Origin of the sequence: Viridibacillus soli, from assembly GCF_016612995.1 — a bacterium.
In the GTDB taxonomy this organism is placed as follows: Bacteria; Bacillota; Bacilli; order Bacillales_A; family Planococcaceae; genus Viridibacillus; species Viridibacillus soli.
The window spans coordinates 255,382-271,466 of record NZ_JAEOAH010000004.1 but is presented as its reverse complement, the minus strand read 5'-3'; the positions used below and the strand labels follow the sequence as shown (position 1 = coordinate 271,466).

The window sequence follows — 16,085 nt, the reverse complement described above, 5'->3', positions numbered from 1 at the left end:
ACACTGGTGCAACTGGTGACACTGGTGCAACGGGCGACACTGGTGCAACTGGTGACACTGGTGCTACAGGTGCAACTGGCGACATCGGAGCTACTGGAGCAACCGGAGACACTGGTGCTACTGGTGCAACGGGCGACATCGGTGCTACTGGAGCTACTGGAGCAACGGGTGACACCGGAGACACTGGTGCAACTGGTGCAACTGGTGACACTGGTGCAACTGGTGACACTGGTGCAACGGGCGACACTGGTGCAACTGGTGACACTGGTGCTACCGGTGCAACTGGCGACATCGGTGCTACTGGAGCAACCGGAGACCCTGGTGCTACAGGAGCAACTGGCGACACCGGAGCCACTGGTGACACTGGTGCAACAGGAGCAACTGGCGACACCGGTGCAACTGGAGCAACGGGTGACACCGGTGCAACTGGTGACACTGGTGCTACAGGTGCAACTGGCGACATCGGTGCTACTGGAGCAACCGGAGACACTGGTGCTACCGGAGCTACTGGCGACACCGGAGCCACTGGTGACACTGGTGCTACAGGTGCAACTGGCGACACCGGTGCAACTGGAGCAACGGGTGAAACCGGTGCAACTGGTGACACTGGTGCAACGGGCGACACTGGTGCAACTGGTGACACTGGTGCTACCGGTGCAACTGGCGACATCGGTGCTACTGGAGCACCCGGAGACACTGGTGCTACTGGTGACACTGGTGCTACTGGTGCAACTGGCGACACCGGAGCTACTGGAGCAACGGGTGACACCGGTGCTACGGGAGCAACCGGAGACACTGGTGCTACTGGTGACACTGGTGACACTGGAGCTACTGGAGCTACTGGAGCTACTGGAGCAACCGGAGACACTGGAGCTACCGGAGCTACTGGCGACACGGGCGCTACTGGCGACACGGGCGCTACTGGCGACACGGGCGCTACTGGCGACACGGGCGCTACTGGCGACACGGGCGCTACTGGCGACACGGGCGCTACTGGCGACACGGGCGCTACTGGCGACACGGGCGCTACTGGCGACACGGGCGCTACTGGCGACACGGGTGCTACTGGTGACACTGGTGCTACTGGTGCTACTGGCGACACTGGCGCTACTGGCGACACTGGTGCTACTGGTGACACTGGTGCTACTGGTGCTACTGGTGCTACTGGAGAAAATGGTGCTACTGGAGCTACTGGAGCAACCGGAGACACTGGTGCTACGGGTGACACTGGTGCTACGGGCGCTACGGGCGCCACCGGCGCGACGGGCGACACTGGTGCTACTGGTGACACTGGTGCTACTGGTGCTACTGGTGCTACTGGCGCAACCGGCGACACTGGTGCTACTGGAGCTACCGGAGCTACCGGAGCTACCGGAGCTACCGGCGACATCGGTGCTACTGGTGCAACGGGTGAAACCGGAGCTACTGGAGCAACCGGAGACACTGGTGCTACTGGCGACACCGGAGCTACTGGTGACACTGGTGCTACTGGTGCTACCGGAGCTACCGGAGCTACCGGCGACACCGGTGCTACTGGTGCAACGGGTGATACCGGAGCTACTGGAGCAACCGGAGACACTGGTGCTACTGGCGACACCGGAGCTACTGGTGACACTGGTGCTACAGGTGCTACTGGTGCAACTGGCGCTACTGGTGACACTGGCGCTACCGGCGACACCGGAGCAACTGGCGATACTGGCGCAACTGGTGACACTGGAGCTACTGGTGACACTGGTGCTACAGGTGCTACTGGTGCTACTGGCGCTACTGGTGACACTGGCGCTACCGGCGCCACCGGAGCAACAGGCGCTACTGGCGCAACTGGAGACACTGGCGCTACCGGCGACACCGGAGCAACTGGCGATACTGGCGCAACTGGTGACACTGGCGCTACCGGCGGCACCGGAGCAACTGGCGCTACTGGCGCAACTGGTGACACTGGCGCTACTGGTGACACTGGCGCTACCGGCGGCACCGGAGCAACTGGCGCTACTGGCGCTACTGGTGACACTGGCGCTACCGGCGGCACCGGAGCAACTGGCGCTACTGGCGCTACTGGTGACACTGGCGCTACCGGCGGCACCGGAGCAACTGGCGCTACTGGCGCTACTGGTGACACTGGCGCTACCGGCGGCACCGGAGCAACTGGCGCTACTGGCGCAACTGGTGACACTGGCGCTACTGGTGACACTGGCGCTACCGGCGCTACTGGAGCAACTGGCGCTACCGGCGACACCGGAGCATCTGGCGCTACTGGAGTAACTGGTGACACTGGCGCTACCGGCGACACCGGAGCAACTGGCGCTACTGGAGCAACTGGTGACACTGGCGCTACCGGCGACACCGGAGCAACTGGCGCTACTGGTGACACTGGCGCTACTGGAGCAACTGGTCCTACTGAACCCGAATCAGCGTTTAGAGCATTTAGTAATACTTCTCAACCAGCGACCGGTCAAGTCTTATTTCAAGTTGAAGAGTTTGATTTGAATAATGAATATGACCCAGCTACATCTATATATACTCCACAACAATCAGGGGTATATTCTATTTTATCTTCTGTAGGTATAGATCCCACTGTACTAGGTACCTATGTAGTGGAACTAGATATCCTTGTTAATGGAAGTGTAAGAGCTAGGGAAGTTGAGGAAGAACTTGGAACTCAAGCTACTACTGTAACAGTTTCATCTATTCTTCAGCTACTGGCCGGTGATGAGGTGACTATAACGATTTCTACAACTCAAGCTTCTGCGGTCACAGTACCAGGAATCACAGACACAAACTTTGAAGCAGCAAGATTCCCTTCATAATAAAAAATGCTAAAAATACTCCGCACTTGTTGCGGGGTATTTTATTGCCTACTTACTCAAACACATGTCTTTTTGTCTGAGGATTTTTATAAAATAACAGGTTTTTGTAAAAATAACCTTGGATGGAGCGCCATGGTGGAATCAGACGTATTAGGTTACCACCATTAAGATTCCATGTGATAAAAATTCCTTTTAAGAACGCATATATTGTTGTTATTTACTTTCTTTCTATTTTTACCACTTGTTATTTTATTTGTACGTTCTTTTGAAACGAGTCAGGGTTTCGATTTCTCTAATTATCAATCCATACTGTCTAATAAAGACCTAATAGAGGCCATTGGAAACAGCATGAAAATGTCTATCATTACTGCTGTTATAACAACTATTTCAGCATTTACTCTAGCGTATTCCATCATTTGCACCAGAATCTATCAGCCAATAAAAAGTGTGATTAAAATGGGAATTCTTATTCCGATGCTATTTCCTACAATCACATACGGATTTGCGATTATGTATTCTTTTGGAAAACAAGGATTAATAACAAAACTAGTTGGACGAGATTTATTTGAAATTTACGGATTTAACGGGTTGTTAATTGGCTATGTGATTTACACCAATCTGAAACACAAGCTACTTAAAGGTAGATTGTATTTATTTCAAAAGAAATTAATTGCAAAGTTGCAAATGAAATGGTAAATAATATTCTTGTCACCAAGCCATTCTTTTAACATGAAGTTTCTAATTACCCTCTCCTAAGTGACTCTAATAACTGGTCAATTTAAACTCGCTTTACTTCTAATAACTGTTGAGAAACCTATTAAAAATAGTACCCATATGCTTGGATTAAATGGATGTGTTGAAATAGACGAATCTGCTAATAAGGTACATATGTAATTGAAGAAAAGCGTAAATCCCATTGTTCATGGATCTTAGGCTTCTGCGTCATCTCTCAGACATCATCGATATTTGCTTGAATGGTTAAAGTGGTAGGTTGATTTCCGTGGGCAAGCACCCTCCACTACAATCAACCAAAAAATGTAATAACATACGTTAGTATTGAGCATCTAATCAACACACCTGATATATTGGTTTATTCTTTATCAAATAACACCCTTATAATTGAAGTTACTTCAGATATATGTTGGATAACAAAATCGGCTTGCTCTAATTCACTTAGCTTGGCAAAGTCAAATTGACAACCAATAGCAATCAGTTGATTGTCTTTAGCGGCTTTAATGTCTGATATGCGATCACCGACAACGCAACCATACGAAATATTATTTTCTAGAACAAGACCTTTTACCAATTCGGATTTACTGTCACTCATAATTTCTTGAATGCTATATGTTCGTTTTATCCATCGATCTAATCGATATTTTTCAACAATGGCTTGTAAATACTCAACCTGTCCATTGCTAGCTATGTATAAATCATAATTATTTGCTAACGATTCTAAAGTGGCTTCTACCCCCTCATATAATGCACCATTTCCCGCTTGAATATGTTGCACTAATTGTTCATGAAAAACGGTATTTGCTTCGCTTCGTATTTTTTGTGAATGTTGAGGTAATAACGTTTCCCATACTACAGGTAATGGTACACCCATAATTTCTCTGTATTCTTCTATTGGCGTTTTGTCGTTCCATAATCCTCTATTGCGAAGTACATTAAATGTTGTTTCTAATGCTGGTTCTAAAATGAGATTCGTCTGAAATAAAGTGCCATCCATGTCAAAGATAATTGTTTTATTCAAAATTTACACTTCCTCCCTTTATTTAGTTGACGAATTAGTATGATGAAAGGTTCTATAAAAAAACATAAGATTAGCGTCTCGTTTGGCATAATAATTTAGGGAAAATGCGTAAATATAAGCCTATTTTTTGCAAGCCGGCTCTACAAAGGGATCAGTCAAAAGTAAAAGGCAACTGGAGTTGGCTGCCTTCGATACGATAATTATTTTTTCGTTGTTGGGAAAACGATATAGGAGATACTAATAATGCCATCAACTACAACGACGATTGACCAAATGCTCCAAACATAAAAGAGCGAGATTGTCTGTTCATCTTTCCCAAGAAACAGTAGAATTCCCCATAAAACCGCAGAGCCAATTGCATATGCGAAGAGATGTCGGACAAATCCAATTGTTTCTCGCTTACTTTTTTCCTTACCATATGCTTTTTTAGGTCTTTCATCTACTTTTAATACAAGCCATTTAAATTGTTGATCAGCCCATTCGATCATTTGCTTTCCATAAGCAATGGATACGCCAATATAAATGGCAGACAATCCATGAACGAATGTTGCGATCTCCCCATTTTTCAAATCTAACACCGTAAGTAAAATAAGTACAAGATCGATTACTGGTGATGCCGCTAATACGAAGATACTTAACCGCTTTAGCTTCAAAATGTAGCGTAATACTAAACCGACTACAATCAAAATCCAAAAAGCAATTTCTGCTCCAATTATAAAATATGCAATCATTTAATGCCTCCATTACGCAGAATGTCTTTTAAACGTGTAACAACCTGCTCCTCATCATCCGCTAATTTATAGTAGGGAACGTTTTCTGTAGTACGCGCATTGAAAATAATGTCTAACAACGCTGTGTATGGCTCGGATGCGTTTCTTGGTATGTTAAGCTCGCTTCTACAAATACTCGCAATTGATCTACAGCACTTTCTTTCACTATAGTACGCTATGTATTATAAACCATTGACTGTTCAATCAGTACATAATTCATCAGATCGCTCTTACCTGAAAAATGGTACGAAACAAGTGCAGTAAAAATCCCTGCCCGTTTTGCGATTTGCGACAAACTTATTTTTACGAAACCTATTTCATCTAATGGCATAATAGCTGCTTGCATGATTTGCATCTTCTTGCCTCCACAATGAATGATTGTTTATCTTCTTTCTATAATTACTCTTTTTTAATTAAGTCTTCAGTTTTTATTTGATTAATCAATCAAATTTCAACGTGGGAATAGTTGCATTACAAGTAGCAGAATATAACAAAATCCGAAGAGAAAATGACTTTTCCCTCCGGACTTTTAATTTTTCTCGTTCAGACTTATAAAATCTACAATATCTCTCATATGCATGCTTTGAAAATTATATTTTCTCTTTAAATAATCTACATGCTTTAATATTTCTTCTAGAAACTGCAGGTTTTTTTCGATGTTTTTCCCAAAATTATGTGGATGCCACCATAAATGATAGTACTCATCATTTTTAGCAGCTTCAGTTAGGCTATTTTTTATTCGTTGCAAACGAAGTCTCTCTAATACTTTCAATTTATTGCTATACGGTCGTAAAAAACGGCTAGATGGTAAATTGATGATTGGATGAGCCCTTTCTTTTTCCAGTTTATAACTATGATGACCAGTTAAATTTATATAAGCATCTGTTAATCGGAGCATTTGCTTTATTTTCGTATTCGTTTTTTGGATGTATGGTCCATATATCCAGCTATCTTCATTCCCACGATAAGCAGTTATACCATGTTCAGCACATAACTTTAAATACTCCAAATTAACTTGATTTCTCGGAAATACTAAAGATGTAATTCCCTCTTTCAAATTAATTACTGCTTGCAAATCCTTTTCAAAATGCTCAATTCGCTGTCCATCTTCTAGGCAGTAGTAATGACTGAAAGTATGAGAACCAATTTCTTGGTTTGGAATTTCTTTAATTATTTTAATAAGTGAATTTCCATAATGATACAAATCCTGTTGCTCATCTTCGCCTACATGCGGAAGGTTATATTTTGCCGATAAAGTTTCATTTTCATATGGAATTTCTAAACTTTCCAAGCAAGCTAAAAGTTCATTTTTATTTTTGCAATACAGCATTCCAACAATAGCCCAAGTGGCGTGAATGTCATACTTCAGAAATAACTGTAGTATTTTAGGAATTGCGAGGCGAGCTCCTAGTATATTTTCTCCGTATTCTTCAAGAGTAAATGCATCATGTATTCCCCAATTTAGTTCAAAATCTAATGAAATGATAAGGGCCCCCAGATCCTCATCCTTTCCTCATTTTTTTTGCTCGCAGCCATAGTATAAATTGGCCCATTTTTGAATTTGCTTCATAACCGGAATAAACATGCGCTATTTCTCCACCAAATTCCAATTTGAATTTACGAATATTTTGATTCGTTGTGAGCCCACCCATATCGTAAATCATATGATTTCGCTCTTTAAAATAAAGAATATTTATCCAAATCAAATATCTATTCGCTACACTTATTAACCTTTTCTCCTCTGCATTTTCCTTCATCCGAAAATGCGAGGCAGAGTATAAAGAAGCGGCTATTTCCCCGTCCGTAATGTACACCCGATAGCAAAGTATTTCATTTACTTCATTCATCAACTTAGTAATGATAAGCGAATTTTTGTCTTTTAACATTTTCATCGTATTCACATGGAAAACATTACAAGCGTACGTATTGGCAAATGTCGCAAACTCATTATAAAATTTTTGAAATGCTCGAATATCTGCGGTTGACGGTTTTTCAAGCACTTCTATATGAAAAGGATGGCTCGCAGCTTTATTAATTTGTTTTCTATTTGTTCGATGCAATTGCTGAAATAATTCTTCTTCACTTTTCGTTAAATTGATATGAAGTGTTTCGAATTGCTGAAGTCGCTTTTTCGGGACTAGTGAATTCAAGAAACTTTCTACATCCGTAAACTTTTCATTTGAAACATCCTCTTTTAAAAAATAATAACTATTCATTTTTATACTTAGAAAATTTCTCTTTAAAAGAATAATAAAAGGCACCTTCTCTTTTTATTTTTCTCTTCCCTAAAACTCTTGAGTAAGACAGCCTTTCAGTGAATTCAAAATCAAATGACTCAAGTGTGTGAATACTCTTCTGATCACGTTTATTTACATGCACAAAAATGTACTTTGGTCGATAGTTTACCTGGGCAAAAGAAAGAATCTGCTCTAAATTTTCATTTTCCCAATCCCTAATATAAATACTTTTTTTCTTTAGATTTTCTACTACTTCAATGTCGTCTAACCGAATTACATTTTCATTGACCCAAAATGCTTTATTCACATCAGTTGAATAATATCCTTTATAACCGTTATATATTTTTTGCAGCATTTCTTTTCGATTCTGCTTTATTTCAAGAGCTATTTCAGGGGTCACTTTTTCAAAGTAACTTTCCTTCTTTAATTCGCTAACAGTCAATTTAGCTATTAAATATTGTTTTCGCTCATATACAAAAGGTCGAAGTCTATTCTTCCAGATATCTTTCCAGAAATGGAATTTCTCCTTATTTCGAAGGTAGTATTTCAACTTACCAATCGTGTTTCTTCTAAAAATAACAACTGAATAGTGCTTTCTAAGCTTAGAAAATACAGTTTCTTTTAGCCATATGAAATTACGATATATTCTTGCTCTAAATGTATTTGTCGAGAAAACTGTTTTTCTCGTATAATCATTATCTGTATTCCATTCTAGCTTATAAGGTTCATAGCCTATACTCATATCGAGTTTATGAAATTCATCTTCTATATTTCTTTTAATCTTCTCTTTAACTAAAATCCTACCAGGACCGTAGACATCAAAATCTGAATCATGCCCTAATACATATCCCAAATACCTTCCTCTACATGCAAAACCATAAGTAAATGCAATCATTTCATTTTGTAATGTTAATGTGGATAAGCGAACACGCAACTTCCCATCATTCTGTTCAGCTAAGTATTTGAAAAAAGATTGCTTTCTACCACTAGAAAATCCGCTTGTATCATTTTTCTTTTCCCATCGTTTTTGATGCACTTTGAATACCTGGTTTATCTCCGCTGAAGGGGAAATTTGCAGTTGTACATTTCCAAGTGCTCGCAATCTTTTTTCCCTTCGATCTAATCCATGCAGTTTTTGACGCGGTTTCAAATACTCTTCATAGGAAATATTTTGCAAATCAATGTAAGGAGTGACAATACGAGAATATCGCTCCTTCATATTTCTAGCTTTCAAATAATTCGAAAGTTTACTATGTGTTTCTATACTTTCTAATAATCCATGTAAATAAAAAACTATACTCTTTTTCTCTTTTATTAACGCATCAAATACAAACATAATTACTCGGTCCTTGTCTCGTTCCCTTGCAATTATATCCATATAATTAGCATCTCCAAGTGCTAAAAAGTGCAACATATAGCCATACCAGTTTTTTTTCAATTGAAACGGAAAAAATGCAATAATACGATCATTTTCTTTAACCACATATATTTCCACATTTTCATTACCACCTAAAAACCTCCACCAATTATAAACAAATTCATACTCTATAAATGGATTGGTATTGTCATTTTCCTCTAAAATAGCCGACCATTCTTTCTCGTATCTTCCCAGATCCTTATATGTAGTAATCTGAATGAGTTCCAAGTTATCCTCCATTCGGTTTAGGTTTGTTTTGACGAATTTTATCCCGCAAGAAATTTACTAGTATTTTCGACTCTTTCACCTTTAATAGTGTAATTAGAATGAAATAGATACTGCCCCCTATAAGTATGACCACACCCATTTTTATAGGTGAACTCCAATCTGTTAACACATATTTGTTCAAAATATATACAATAAACCCCATTACACTGGACGCAAAAGTTACTTTTAGTAAGGTTATGAAATTCCCTTTCAAACCGAATGCTCCTATTTTTTTTCGAAGCTTAATAACTAAAAGGGTTGAACAGAAAAGTGCAGAAATGCTCGTGGCTAATGCTATTCCACTGATTCCTATATAAGAAGACAATATAAAACTTAAAATAATGTTCAAAATAACTGCAATAGAAGCATTATACATAGGGGTTTTCGTATCCTGAATAGAATAAAAAGCCCTATTTAAAATCTCACGGATGCCATACCCAATCATCCCTATAGAATAGAAGAAGAGTGCATGCGTTGTCATATCTATTGCATGTTCGTCAAAATGTCCATGTCCAAAGAGTAACCTAATGATTGGCTCTGCTAAAATCATTATTCCAATGCTAGCAGGAATGACGATCAGAATGACCACCGAAATCACCCCACTAATGGATTTTTTAAAATCTTCCTTATTTTTTTGAACTGCCAAATTAGAGATGAGTGGAAACATTACCGTAACGAATGAAAGAACAAAAATACCTTGTACAAAATCATTTAATCGACTAGCATACGTCAAAGCAGAAACTCCACCTTCCACTAGAGTAGAAGCAAGAGTTTTATCAACCATCAAGTTGATCTGATCAATGGATATACCAATCATAATTGGAAAAACGATAACTACCATTTTCTTTATATTCTTGTCGGTAAACTGCACAATCGGAACATAAGAATAATTTGTTTTTTTTAATGAGGGGATTAAGAATAACAGTTGAATGAATGCAGCTGTAACACTTCCAATTGCTAATGCAACAATGTTTGTTTGAGTGCTAACTATAATTGAAAGAATAATAATAAAATTGAAAGGCAAACCAACCATAGCGGGTACTGTGAATTTTCCATACAACTGTAGATAACCACTGAAAAGTTGAGTAACACTAGTGAAATATATACCTACTAATCCTATTCGTGTGAAAAGAACAGCAATTCTTAATGTTTCTTCATCAAATCCTAAAGCAAATAATTTTACCAGCACGTTAGAAAATAGAAGACCAATTAGTATTACAGCAGTTGTAACTATCAATACAATGTTGATGAGATTATTCGTAAAATATGTGGCAGATTGCTTACCTTCGCTATGTTCGATTTGTTTAAACATTGGAATATATGCCGTAGATATACCTGATATGATAAGGCTAAACAATACAGATGTAATCGTAATGGAAATAATATATGCATCACTCGTAGAAGTAGCACCATAAAAATAGGATAGTGTAATATCCCGTAGAAATCCGGAAACTTTTGATAGAATTGTAATGACCATCAAAAGAACAGCTGTTTTTTTTATAGTTTCTATGATTTTTCCTTCTTTTCTTTTTATTTATGTAGCAATGCTATATTTATTATTATCCATAGTCGTTCTTCATCAAATAGTTCTCCAATGAATCAAATTCCTGTAGGTTTTTCATTGCGAAAAGGAGTAAAAGGAAAAAACTTTCGTTAGACATTGCATTTAAAGACAAATAACTTATCCCCATACAAATAATAGGTAGCCAACTTATAAAATCGTTTTTTACATCCTTTCTGTTAGTATTGCCATATTTTAAAAGTGTTGCTACAAATAAGATAAAAACTAGGAATCCTACTATTCCCCATACTACAAGAAGTTCTAAAATAATATTATGTGCTTGAAGTTGAATGCCTGATCTAAGATGATAATCTTGAATTCCTATTCCGAAAATCATATCTTTTGTATCTGACATTAATAATTGTAGATATTGTTCCGCGAGTACATTTCTATTACTTGTAAGAGCTGATGGATCACCAATGAAATCTGTAAACCTAGAAAGTAGTACGTTAATTATTGACGTAAAATCCGCAATAAAGAAGATAGAAAACAGAAAGAGAATACTAATCACAGAAATAATAAAAAACAATATTTTTTTATTTTTCTTCATTTTAAAAATGATCTTAATAAGTAATAACATCAATAATAGTGAGATAACGAGTAAAAACATTCTCGACAAGCTTAGTACACCAAAAGCAACAAACAAAACAAATACTAATGGATAAATGAACTTAAGAAGTTTTTTTGTCTCTCGGTTTACGAGAAACAATAGTAGAAACAAAGAAATCATTATATACATTGAAAAATAATTAGGATCTCCTGCTCCACCTTTAAATCTAATAGTCGCATTATTTGTCATTAGTGTTCCGTATTTCTCAAGAAAATCTAATACACCGTATATTATTGAGATAAATACACCGGTAATAAAATATATAATCACGACTTTATGATTATATGTTTTAAGAGAATAAAAAAAATATAAAGAAACGTACAAAATAGCAAAACTCCAACTAAATAGCAAAATAATCGATTTTATATCATAATAAAAAATGTGGCTCCATTCATAAGCAATAAATAATCCAATAACAAAAAGAAAACTTTTATTAACGGGATTCTTAAAATTTGAAATGCATACCTTAAATAAAGCAACTCCCATTAATACATTTATTATTGGTACAGACATACTTGGAATTGGAATAAACATTACTGCTAAATTGGGGATTAATGAAATTAAAATTGCAAAAGCGTAATTAGATGAAATAAATAATATACGGAAAGCTAAATAGATACCCAGACAATAAACCAATAAATTAATATTTAACAACTTATCACCTAGAATACAAAATCCAATTAGATATAAGTCTAGATAACCAAATCTTTGACGTAAGTATCGACTTGTTTTTTTTGAAGTATAGGACAAGTGTTCTTTTCGAAGTTCAAAGGACACTACAATACACCTGCTGCAATTGATTCTTATAATCTTCCATATTAAACATTTCTTCCGCTTTTTTAGAAGCCCTTAAAGACATCTCTTCATATTCATTCTCTGAAAGTAAAAGTGTAATTATCGCATTGATAAATTCTTGATCATCTTTACAAATAACTCCACAATTACTATTAACAATACTCTTCATTTCTTCCAGGTTAGGTACCACTATAGGCTTGCCCAATGATAACGCTTCAATCGCAACCATTGGTAACCCTTCAGATTTTGATGTCATAACTAGAATTTTTGAGTTTTGTAAAACTGGGTATGGATTATCCATAAATCCTATTAAATCAATATTCTCCTCTAATTCTAATTTTTTAATTAAATCTTTACATTGTCCTTCTAACCTTCCTTCCCCCATCATCACTATTGAGATAGTTGGAATCTCTTTAACTAATTGTGAGATAATTTTAATAAATCGAAGAGGATCTTTAACATCTTCCAATCGTCCTACGAATGCTACGTCATATCTTTTCACAGTTGGTAACGAAGCCCTTTCAGCTATCCATTTTACATCTACAATATTTTTTATTACGATTGTTTTTTCTTTGAATATTCGAGACAAAAATGTAGATTCTTTGATTGCTGGTGTAACTACTATTATTTTTTTTATTTTAATACATGCTAAAAAAAATAGAATTGAGAATTTATTTAGACTTTTCAGCCATTTTGGGTATTGATGAATATGTGATACTACAGGGATATTAATGCTTGCAGTTAAACTTTTAATAGTAGCAGTAAAATCATGTGCATGAATTATATCTGGCTTCCATATTTTAATTACTTTTCTTATTTGTATAATCGAAAGTTTTTTCATCGGAATATAGGTAATATCTCTACTTATCAGTATTTTTTCAATATTTCCCATTGGTGATGAATAGGCCGATTCGGAGAGTTCGGATAAATTATTAATTATACAAATAGCTACATTTTCAGCACCAGCTAGCCCATCAGTACTGAGAATATGTAAGACTTTTCTTTTCATCATGTTCTCCTTCCACTAAACAATATGAAAAAATTTATTCATATCTAGCCACATAGATTATAATTAACAACCTAAATGCGCTCCAAATTATCTTCTTTCAGGTTTGTTTTATATAGGTATTCAACTCACCGAAGTACTTTGTATTTCCATTCCAATAGTCCCCCGAATCAAAACTTTCATTGAATCCAGGTCACATATAATTATTGCGTACACCCTAATAGAAATAACCATCCAATTATATGCTTACTGCATCAACAGTGTTAATCATACATATATCACTTAATTGCTTTTTACTAATCGGCCGTTCACCATATACTTTGGCAAACACGATAAGTAACGGAAACCAGCCGTCCATTCTTAATCGGACTGCTGCTCCGATATTATCATTGAATATTCCAATCAGCATAAACCATACAAGACTATTGATGGTAAGAAAACAAGCTTAGCGTTCTTAGCTGATTTTTCATGTCAATCTAGCTACAATTTACATATCTTCCCCATAATACTGATAAGAATAATGACCCTTTTCAAGCTTAAAGTTGTTAAGAACCGTCCCAATCAGGTGGGCTTTGGCAGCTTGAAGTGCTTCCTTCGCTTTTACAGCATTCCCTTTCTCTGTTGTCCCCGAGCTAATGACAAGAATAGTGGCATCACACTTATCAGATAAAATTTGCGCATCCGCAACTGAAAGAACTGGGGGAGCATCGAAGATAACAAGTTCATATCTAACTTTCATTGCTTCAATAAATACGTCCATTGAAGTCGATCCAAGAAGTTCAGCTGGATTCGAAGGTATCGGTCCGCATGTTACTAGATCTAATCCTTTTGTTCCAGATTCTGTGACAACATCATCAATATGCCATTGACTCATTAGCAAGTTAGTAAGTCCTGGTGAGATTAGCGTTTTAAACGTGTAATGCATAGTAGGTTTTCTCAAATCAGCATCGACGAGAAGTACTTTCTTTCCTTCTTGTGCAAATGTAATCGCAATGTTAGCTGCTACCGTTGACTTACCCTCTCCTATAGAAGCTGAAGTAAATAGCAAAGTGCAAAGTTGCTTGTCCTTCATCGCGAATTTGATATTCGCACGAACAGTTCTAAATTGTTCCGAAACAATTGACTTAGGATCACTGCTTGTCACAAGCTTCCTTGCAAGTTTTATAAGCTTCTGCTTTTTTTTAAACACCTTTCCACCCCCTTTTTTCCTAAACTCTTTTATTCTTTTTCAATTTCTTTTGAGTAATCGGGCTGACTATACCAAGAAGTGGTAAACCTAAAAACTCGTCAACATCTTGCTCCGTTTTAATGGAGTGGTCAAAAAATTCAATAAGAAATGCCATTCCAATACCCAGCATTAATCCGATAATAGCTGCAATTGCCATATTGAGTATTGGATTGGGTTTAACTGATTTTACATTTTTTGTATTGACAGCAGGTGAGAGGATTTTAACGTTATCTACGTTCATCAGTTTCGGAATTTCTTCTTGAAACACTTCTGCAGTCGTATTGGCTATATCTATAGCTTTCTCTAGATCAGGATCTTGCACACTTACGTTTATAACTTGTGAGTTTTGCTCACTGCTAACTTTAATATTTTCATTTAGTAGTTCTAAACTTGTATTAAGCTTTAGATTATCTACTACTTTTGATAGAATAACAGGGCTTTTAATAATGACACTATATGTGTTAACCAGTTGAAGATTCGCCTGAACGTCCTGTGCCATAAATTGATCCCGTTCAGATTCCTTCTGACTAATAAGAATTTGAGTTGAAGCCTCGTAAATTGGTGTTAGAAAGAAGTAACTAACTCCCCCTGCAATCGTCACTGCTAAAAAAAAGGTACTAATAATGAGTAAAAACCTTTTCTTCATTGTTTTGAGTAGTTCCTGTAGACTAAGCGTTTCTTCCATAAGAGTCATCCCCCCTTTTGCCCTACAATTTGAATAGCATTCGCATTTAATTTATTAGTCACGAGTTTTTTTGAAACTGATTGGCGGGATTGGTTGAAATACTGTGCCAAATATGACGTGTTTTGCATTTTCACTATAATAAGTAACATGATCCTCGGAAAACTTTTCTCGCACATATTGATAAGCATCTTTCAATAAAAAAGGTCGCCTAACATAATGGTGTGAATCTGAAGATATAAAGTGAACTAAATTATGTTTTATTAATTTTTTTGTGTACTTTTTTAGTGCTCTCCCCTTTTCACCAATCAAACTAGAAGCCGTTATTTGCACGAGAGACCCTTTATTCACCAAATCATATAGCTTTTGCTTATCTTTTCTAAATACCATATTTCTTTCGGGGTGGGCAATTATTGGGATATACCCCCTTAACTGTATTTGGAAAAGGATATCAAAAGTGAATGTAGGAATATGATTTGTTGGTAGTTCTATTAATATATATTTTCTACTATTGGCTAGTGTTAATAGGTCCTTATCTAAATCTTGTGGAATGCTATTGTATAAATGAATTTCTTGCCCAGGTAGAATTTGCAATGGGATGGCTTTTTCAGAAAGTTCCTTATTGAAATTAACCACTGCATCTTCTACAACAGAGGAAGCGTTCATATATTTTCCATTATGATGATGGGGAGTGGCAATAATATGCGTCATCCCATTAGCCACTGCATTTGTAGCAAGTAACATTGCCTCTTCCATTGACTTTGCACCGTCATCGAGCCCAGGTAAAATATGATTATGTATATCTACTAGCAATCTCTCTCGCCCCTTCTGTCATATTTAGATAAAAAAAGTATGTCGATATTACATTTTTTCATTGCATCGACTAATATATATTTTAATTTGATTCTTATTTATTTTAGCTTCATCTTTTCAATGACTAGTATGTTCCGCT

The 16,085-nt window shown here is 37.5% G+C and carries 16 protein-coding genes and 1 pseudogene; 4 read left to right on the top strand and 13 right to left on the bottom strand.

Going from position 1 to position 16,085, the window contains the following annotated elements:
* From JFL43_RS05180 to JFL43_RS05175, 4 genes and pseudogenes are all read left to right on the top strand, one after another.
* Positions 1 to 2,262, top strand: a pseudogene (locus tag JFL43_RS05180) (hypothetical protein); the annotation flags it as partial.
* Between the two features lie 3 nt (positions 2,263 to 2,265).
* Positions 2,266 to 2,487 (top strand): hypothetical protein, encoded by a 222-nt coding sequence (locus JFL43_RS22355; RefSeq protein ID WP_234447600.1) that lies wholly within the window; start codon positions 2,266 to 2,268, stop codon positions 2,485 to 2,487.
* Positions 2,484 to 2,807, top strand: a complete 324-nt coding sequence (locus JFL43_RS22350) for an ABC transporter permease (RefSeq protein WP_234447599.1) — start codon at positions 2,484 to 2,486, stop codon at positions 2,805 to 2,807. The genes JFL43_RS22355 and JFL43_RS22350 overlap by 4 nt, the downstream gene beginning before the upstream one ends.
* A 207-nt stretch (positions 2,808 to 3,014) precedes the next feature.
* Positions 3,015 to 3,503 (top strand): ABC transporter permease family protein, encoded by a 489-nt coding sequence (locus tag JFL43_RS05175; RefSeq protein WP_200748213.1) that lies wholly within the window; start codon positions 3,015 to 3,017, stop codon positions 3,501 to 3,503.
* A gap of 394 nt (positions 3,504 to 3,897) precedes the next feature.
* Here the strand turns inward: JFL43_RS05175 and JFL43_RS05170 are convergent, their stop codons facing one another.
* From JFL43_RS05170 to JFL43_RS05110, 13 genes are all read right to left on the bottom strand, one after another.
* On the bottom strand, positions 3,898 to 4,560 hold the full coding sequence (locus tag JFL43_RS05170) for an HAD hydrolase-like protein (RefSeq protein ID WP_200748212.1): 663 nt from the start codon (positions 4,558 to 4,560) through the stop codon (positions 3,898 to 3,900).
* Positions 4,561 to 4,760: 200 nt separating this feature from the next.
* Positions 4,761 to 5,291, bottom strand: a complete 531-nt coding sequence (locus JFL43_RS05165; RefSeq protein ID WP_234447598.1) for a hypothetical protein — start codon at positions 5,289 to 5,291, stop codon at positions 4,761 to 4,763.
* Positions 5,292 to 5,505: 214 nt separating this feature from the next.
* On the bottom strand, positions 5,506 to 5,685 hold the full coding sequence (locus JFL43_RS05160) for a TetR/AcrR family transcriptional regulator (protein ID WP_200748211.1): 180 nt from the start codon (positions 5,683 to 5,685) through the stop codon (positions 5,506 to 5,508).
* A gap of 174 nt (positions 5,686 to 5,859) precedes the next feature.
* Positions 5,860 to 6,621 carry a polysaccharide deacetylase family protein gene (locus JFL43_RS05155; protein WP_325166632.1) on the bottom strand — a complete coding sequence of 254 codons (762 nt, stop codon included), beginning with the start codon at positions 6,619 to 6,621 and terminating at the stop codon, positions 5,860 to 5,862.
* 211 nt (positions 6,622 to 6,832) lie between these two features.
* Positions 6,833 to 7,480: a hypothetical protein gene (locus JFL43_RS05150; RefSeq protein WP_200748210.1), complete on the bottom strand. Its 648-nt coding sequence runs from the start codon at positions 7,478 to 7,480 to the stop codon at positions 6,833 to 6,835.
* Between the two features lie 58 nt (positions 7,481 to 7,538).
* A complete protein-coding gene (locus JFL43_RS05145; protein ID WP_200748209.1) occupies positions 7,539 to 9,212 on the bottom strand; it encodes a GNAT family N-acetyltransferase in 1,674 nt (557 codons plus the stop codon).
* A 1-nt stretch (position 9,213) separates the two neighbouring features.
* A complete protein-coding gene (gene murJ / locus JFL43_RS05140; protein ID WP_325166635.1) occupies positions 9,214 to 10,752 on the bottom strand; it encodes a murein biosynthesis integral membrane protein MurJ in 1,539 nt (512 codons plus the stop codon).
* 58 nt (positions 10,753 to 10,810) lie between these two features.
* The gene (locus tag JFL43_RS05135) at positions 10,811 to 12,199 is read right to left on the bottom strand and encodes an O-antigen ligase family protein (protein ID WP_200748207.1); all 1,389 of its coding nucleotides are present in this window, start codon (positions 12,197 to 12,199) and stop codon (positions 10,811 to 10,813) included.
* The gene (locus tag JFL43_RS05130; protein ID WP_100797736.1) at positions 12,189 to 13,229 is read right to left on the bottom strand and encodes a glycosyltransferase; all 1,041 of its coding nucleotides are present in this window, start codon (positions 13,227 to 13,229) and stop codon (positions 12,189 to 12,191) included. Before JFL43_RS05130 ends, JFL43_RS05135 begins: the two co-directional genes overlap by 11 nt.
* Positions 13,230 to 13,461: 232 nt before the next feature.
* Complete coding sequence (locus JFL43_RS05125) at positions 13,462 to 13,632, bottom strand: hypothetical protein (protein WP_200748206.1); 171 nt, start codon at positions 13,630 to 13,632, stop codon at positions 13,462 to 13,464.
* Between the two features lie 78 nt (positions 13,633 to 13,710).
* Positions 13,711 to 14,412, bottom strand: coding sequence for a CpsD/CapB family tyrosine-protein kinase (locus JFL43_RS05120; RefSeq protein WP_100797737.1), 702 nt, complete (start codon positions 14,410 to 14,412; stop codon positions 13,711 to 13,713).
* Between the two features lie 19 nt (positions 14,413 to 14,431).
* Entirely contained in the window at positions 14,432 to 15,136 is a 705-nt protein-coding gene (locus JFL43_RS05115) for a YveK family protein (RefSeq protein WP_200748205.1), read from the bottom strand.
* A 54-nt stretch (positions 15,137 to 15,190) separates the two neighbouring features.
* Positions 15,191 to 15,946 (bottom strand): tyrosine-protein phosphatase, encoded by a 756-nt coding sequence (locus JFL43_RS05110; protein WP_200748204.1) that lies wholly within the window; start codon positions 15,944 to 15,946, stop codon positions 15,191 to 15,193.
* Positions 15,947 to 16,085: the final 139 nt, after the last annotated feature.

What these genes read in the sequence shown, in the direction of transcription:
- JFL43_RS05165 (WP_234447598.1), bottom strand. Translation starts at nt 5,291, where the DNA reads ATGATTGCATATTTTATAATTGGAGCAGAAATTGCTTTTTGGATTTTG.
- JFL43_RS05160 (WP_200748211.1), bottom strand. Translation starts at nt 5,685, where the DNA reads ATGCAAATCATGCAAGCAGCTATTATGCCATTAGATGAAATAGGTTTC.
- JFL43_RS05130 (WP_100797736.1), bottom strand. Translation starts at nt 13,229, where the DNA reads ATGATGAAAAGAAAAGTCTTACATATTCTCAGTACTGATGGGCTAGCT.
- JFL43_RS05125 (WP_200748206.1), bottom strand. Translation starts at nt 13,632, where the DNA reads ATGCTGATTGGAATATTCAATGATAATATCGGAGCAGCAGTCCGATTA.
- JFL43_RS05115 (WP_200748205.1), bottom strand. Translation starts at nt 15,136, where the DNA reads ATGGAAGAAACGCTTAGTCTACAGGAACTACTCAAAACAATGAAGAAA.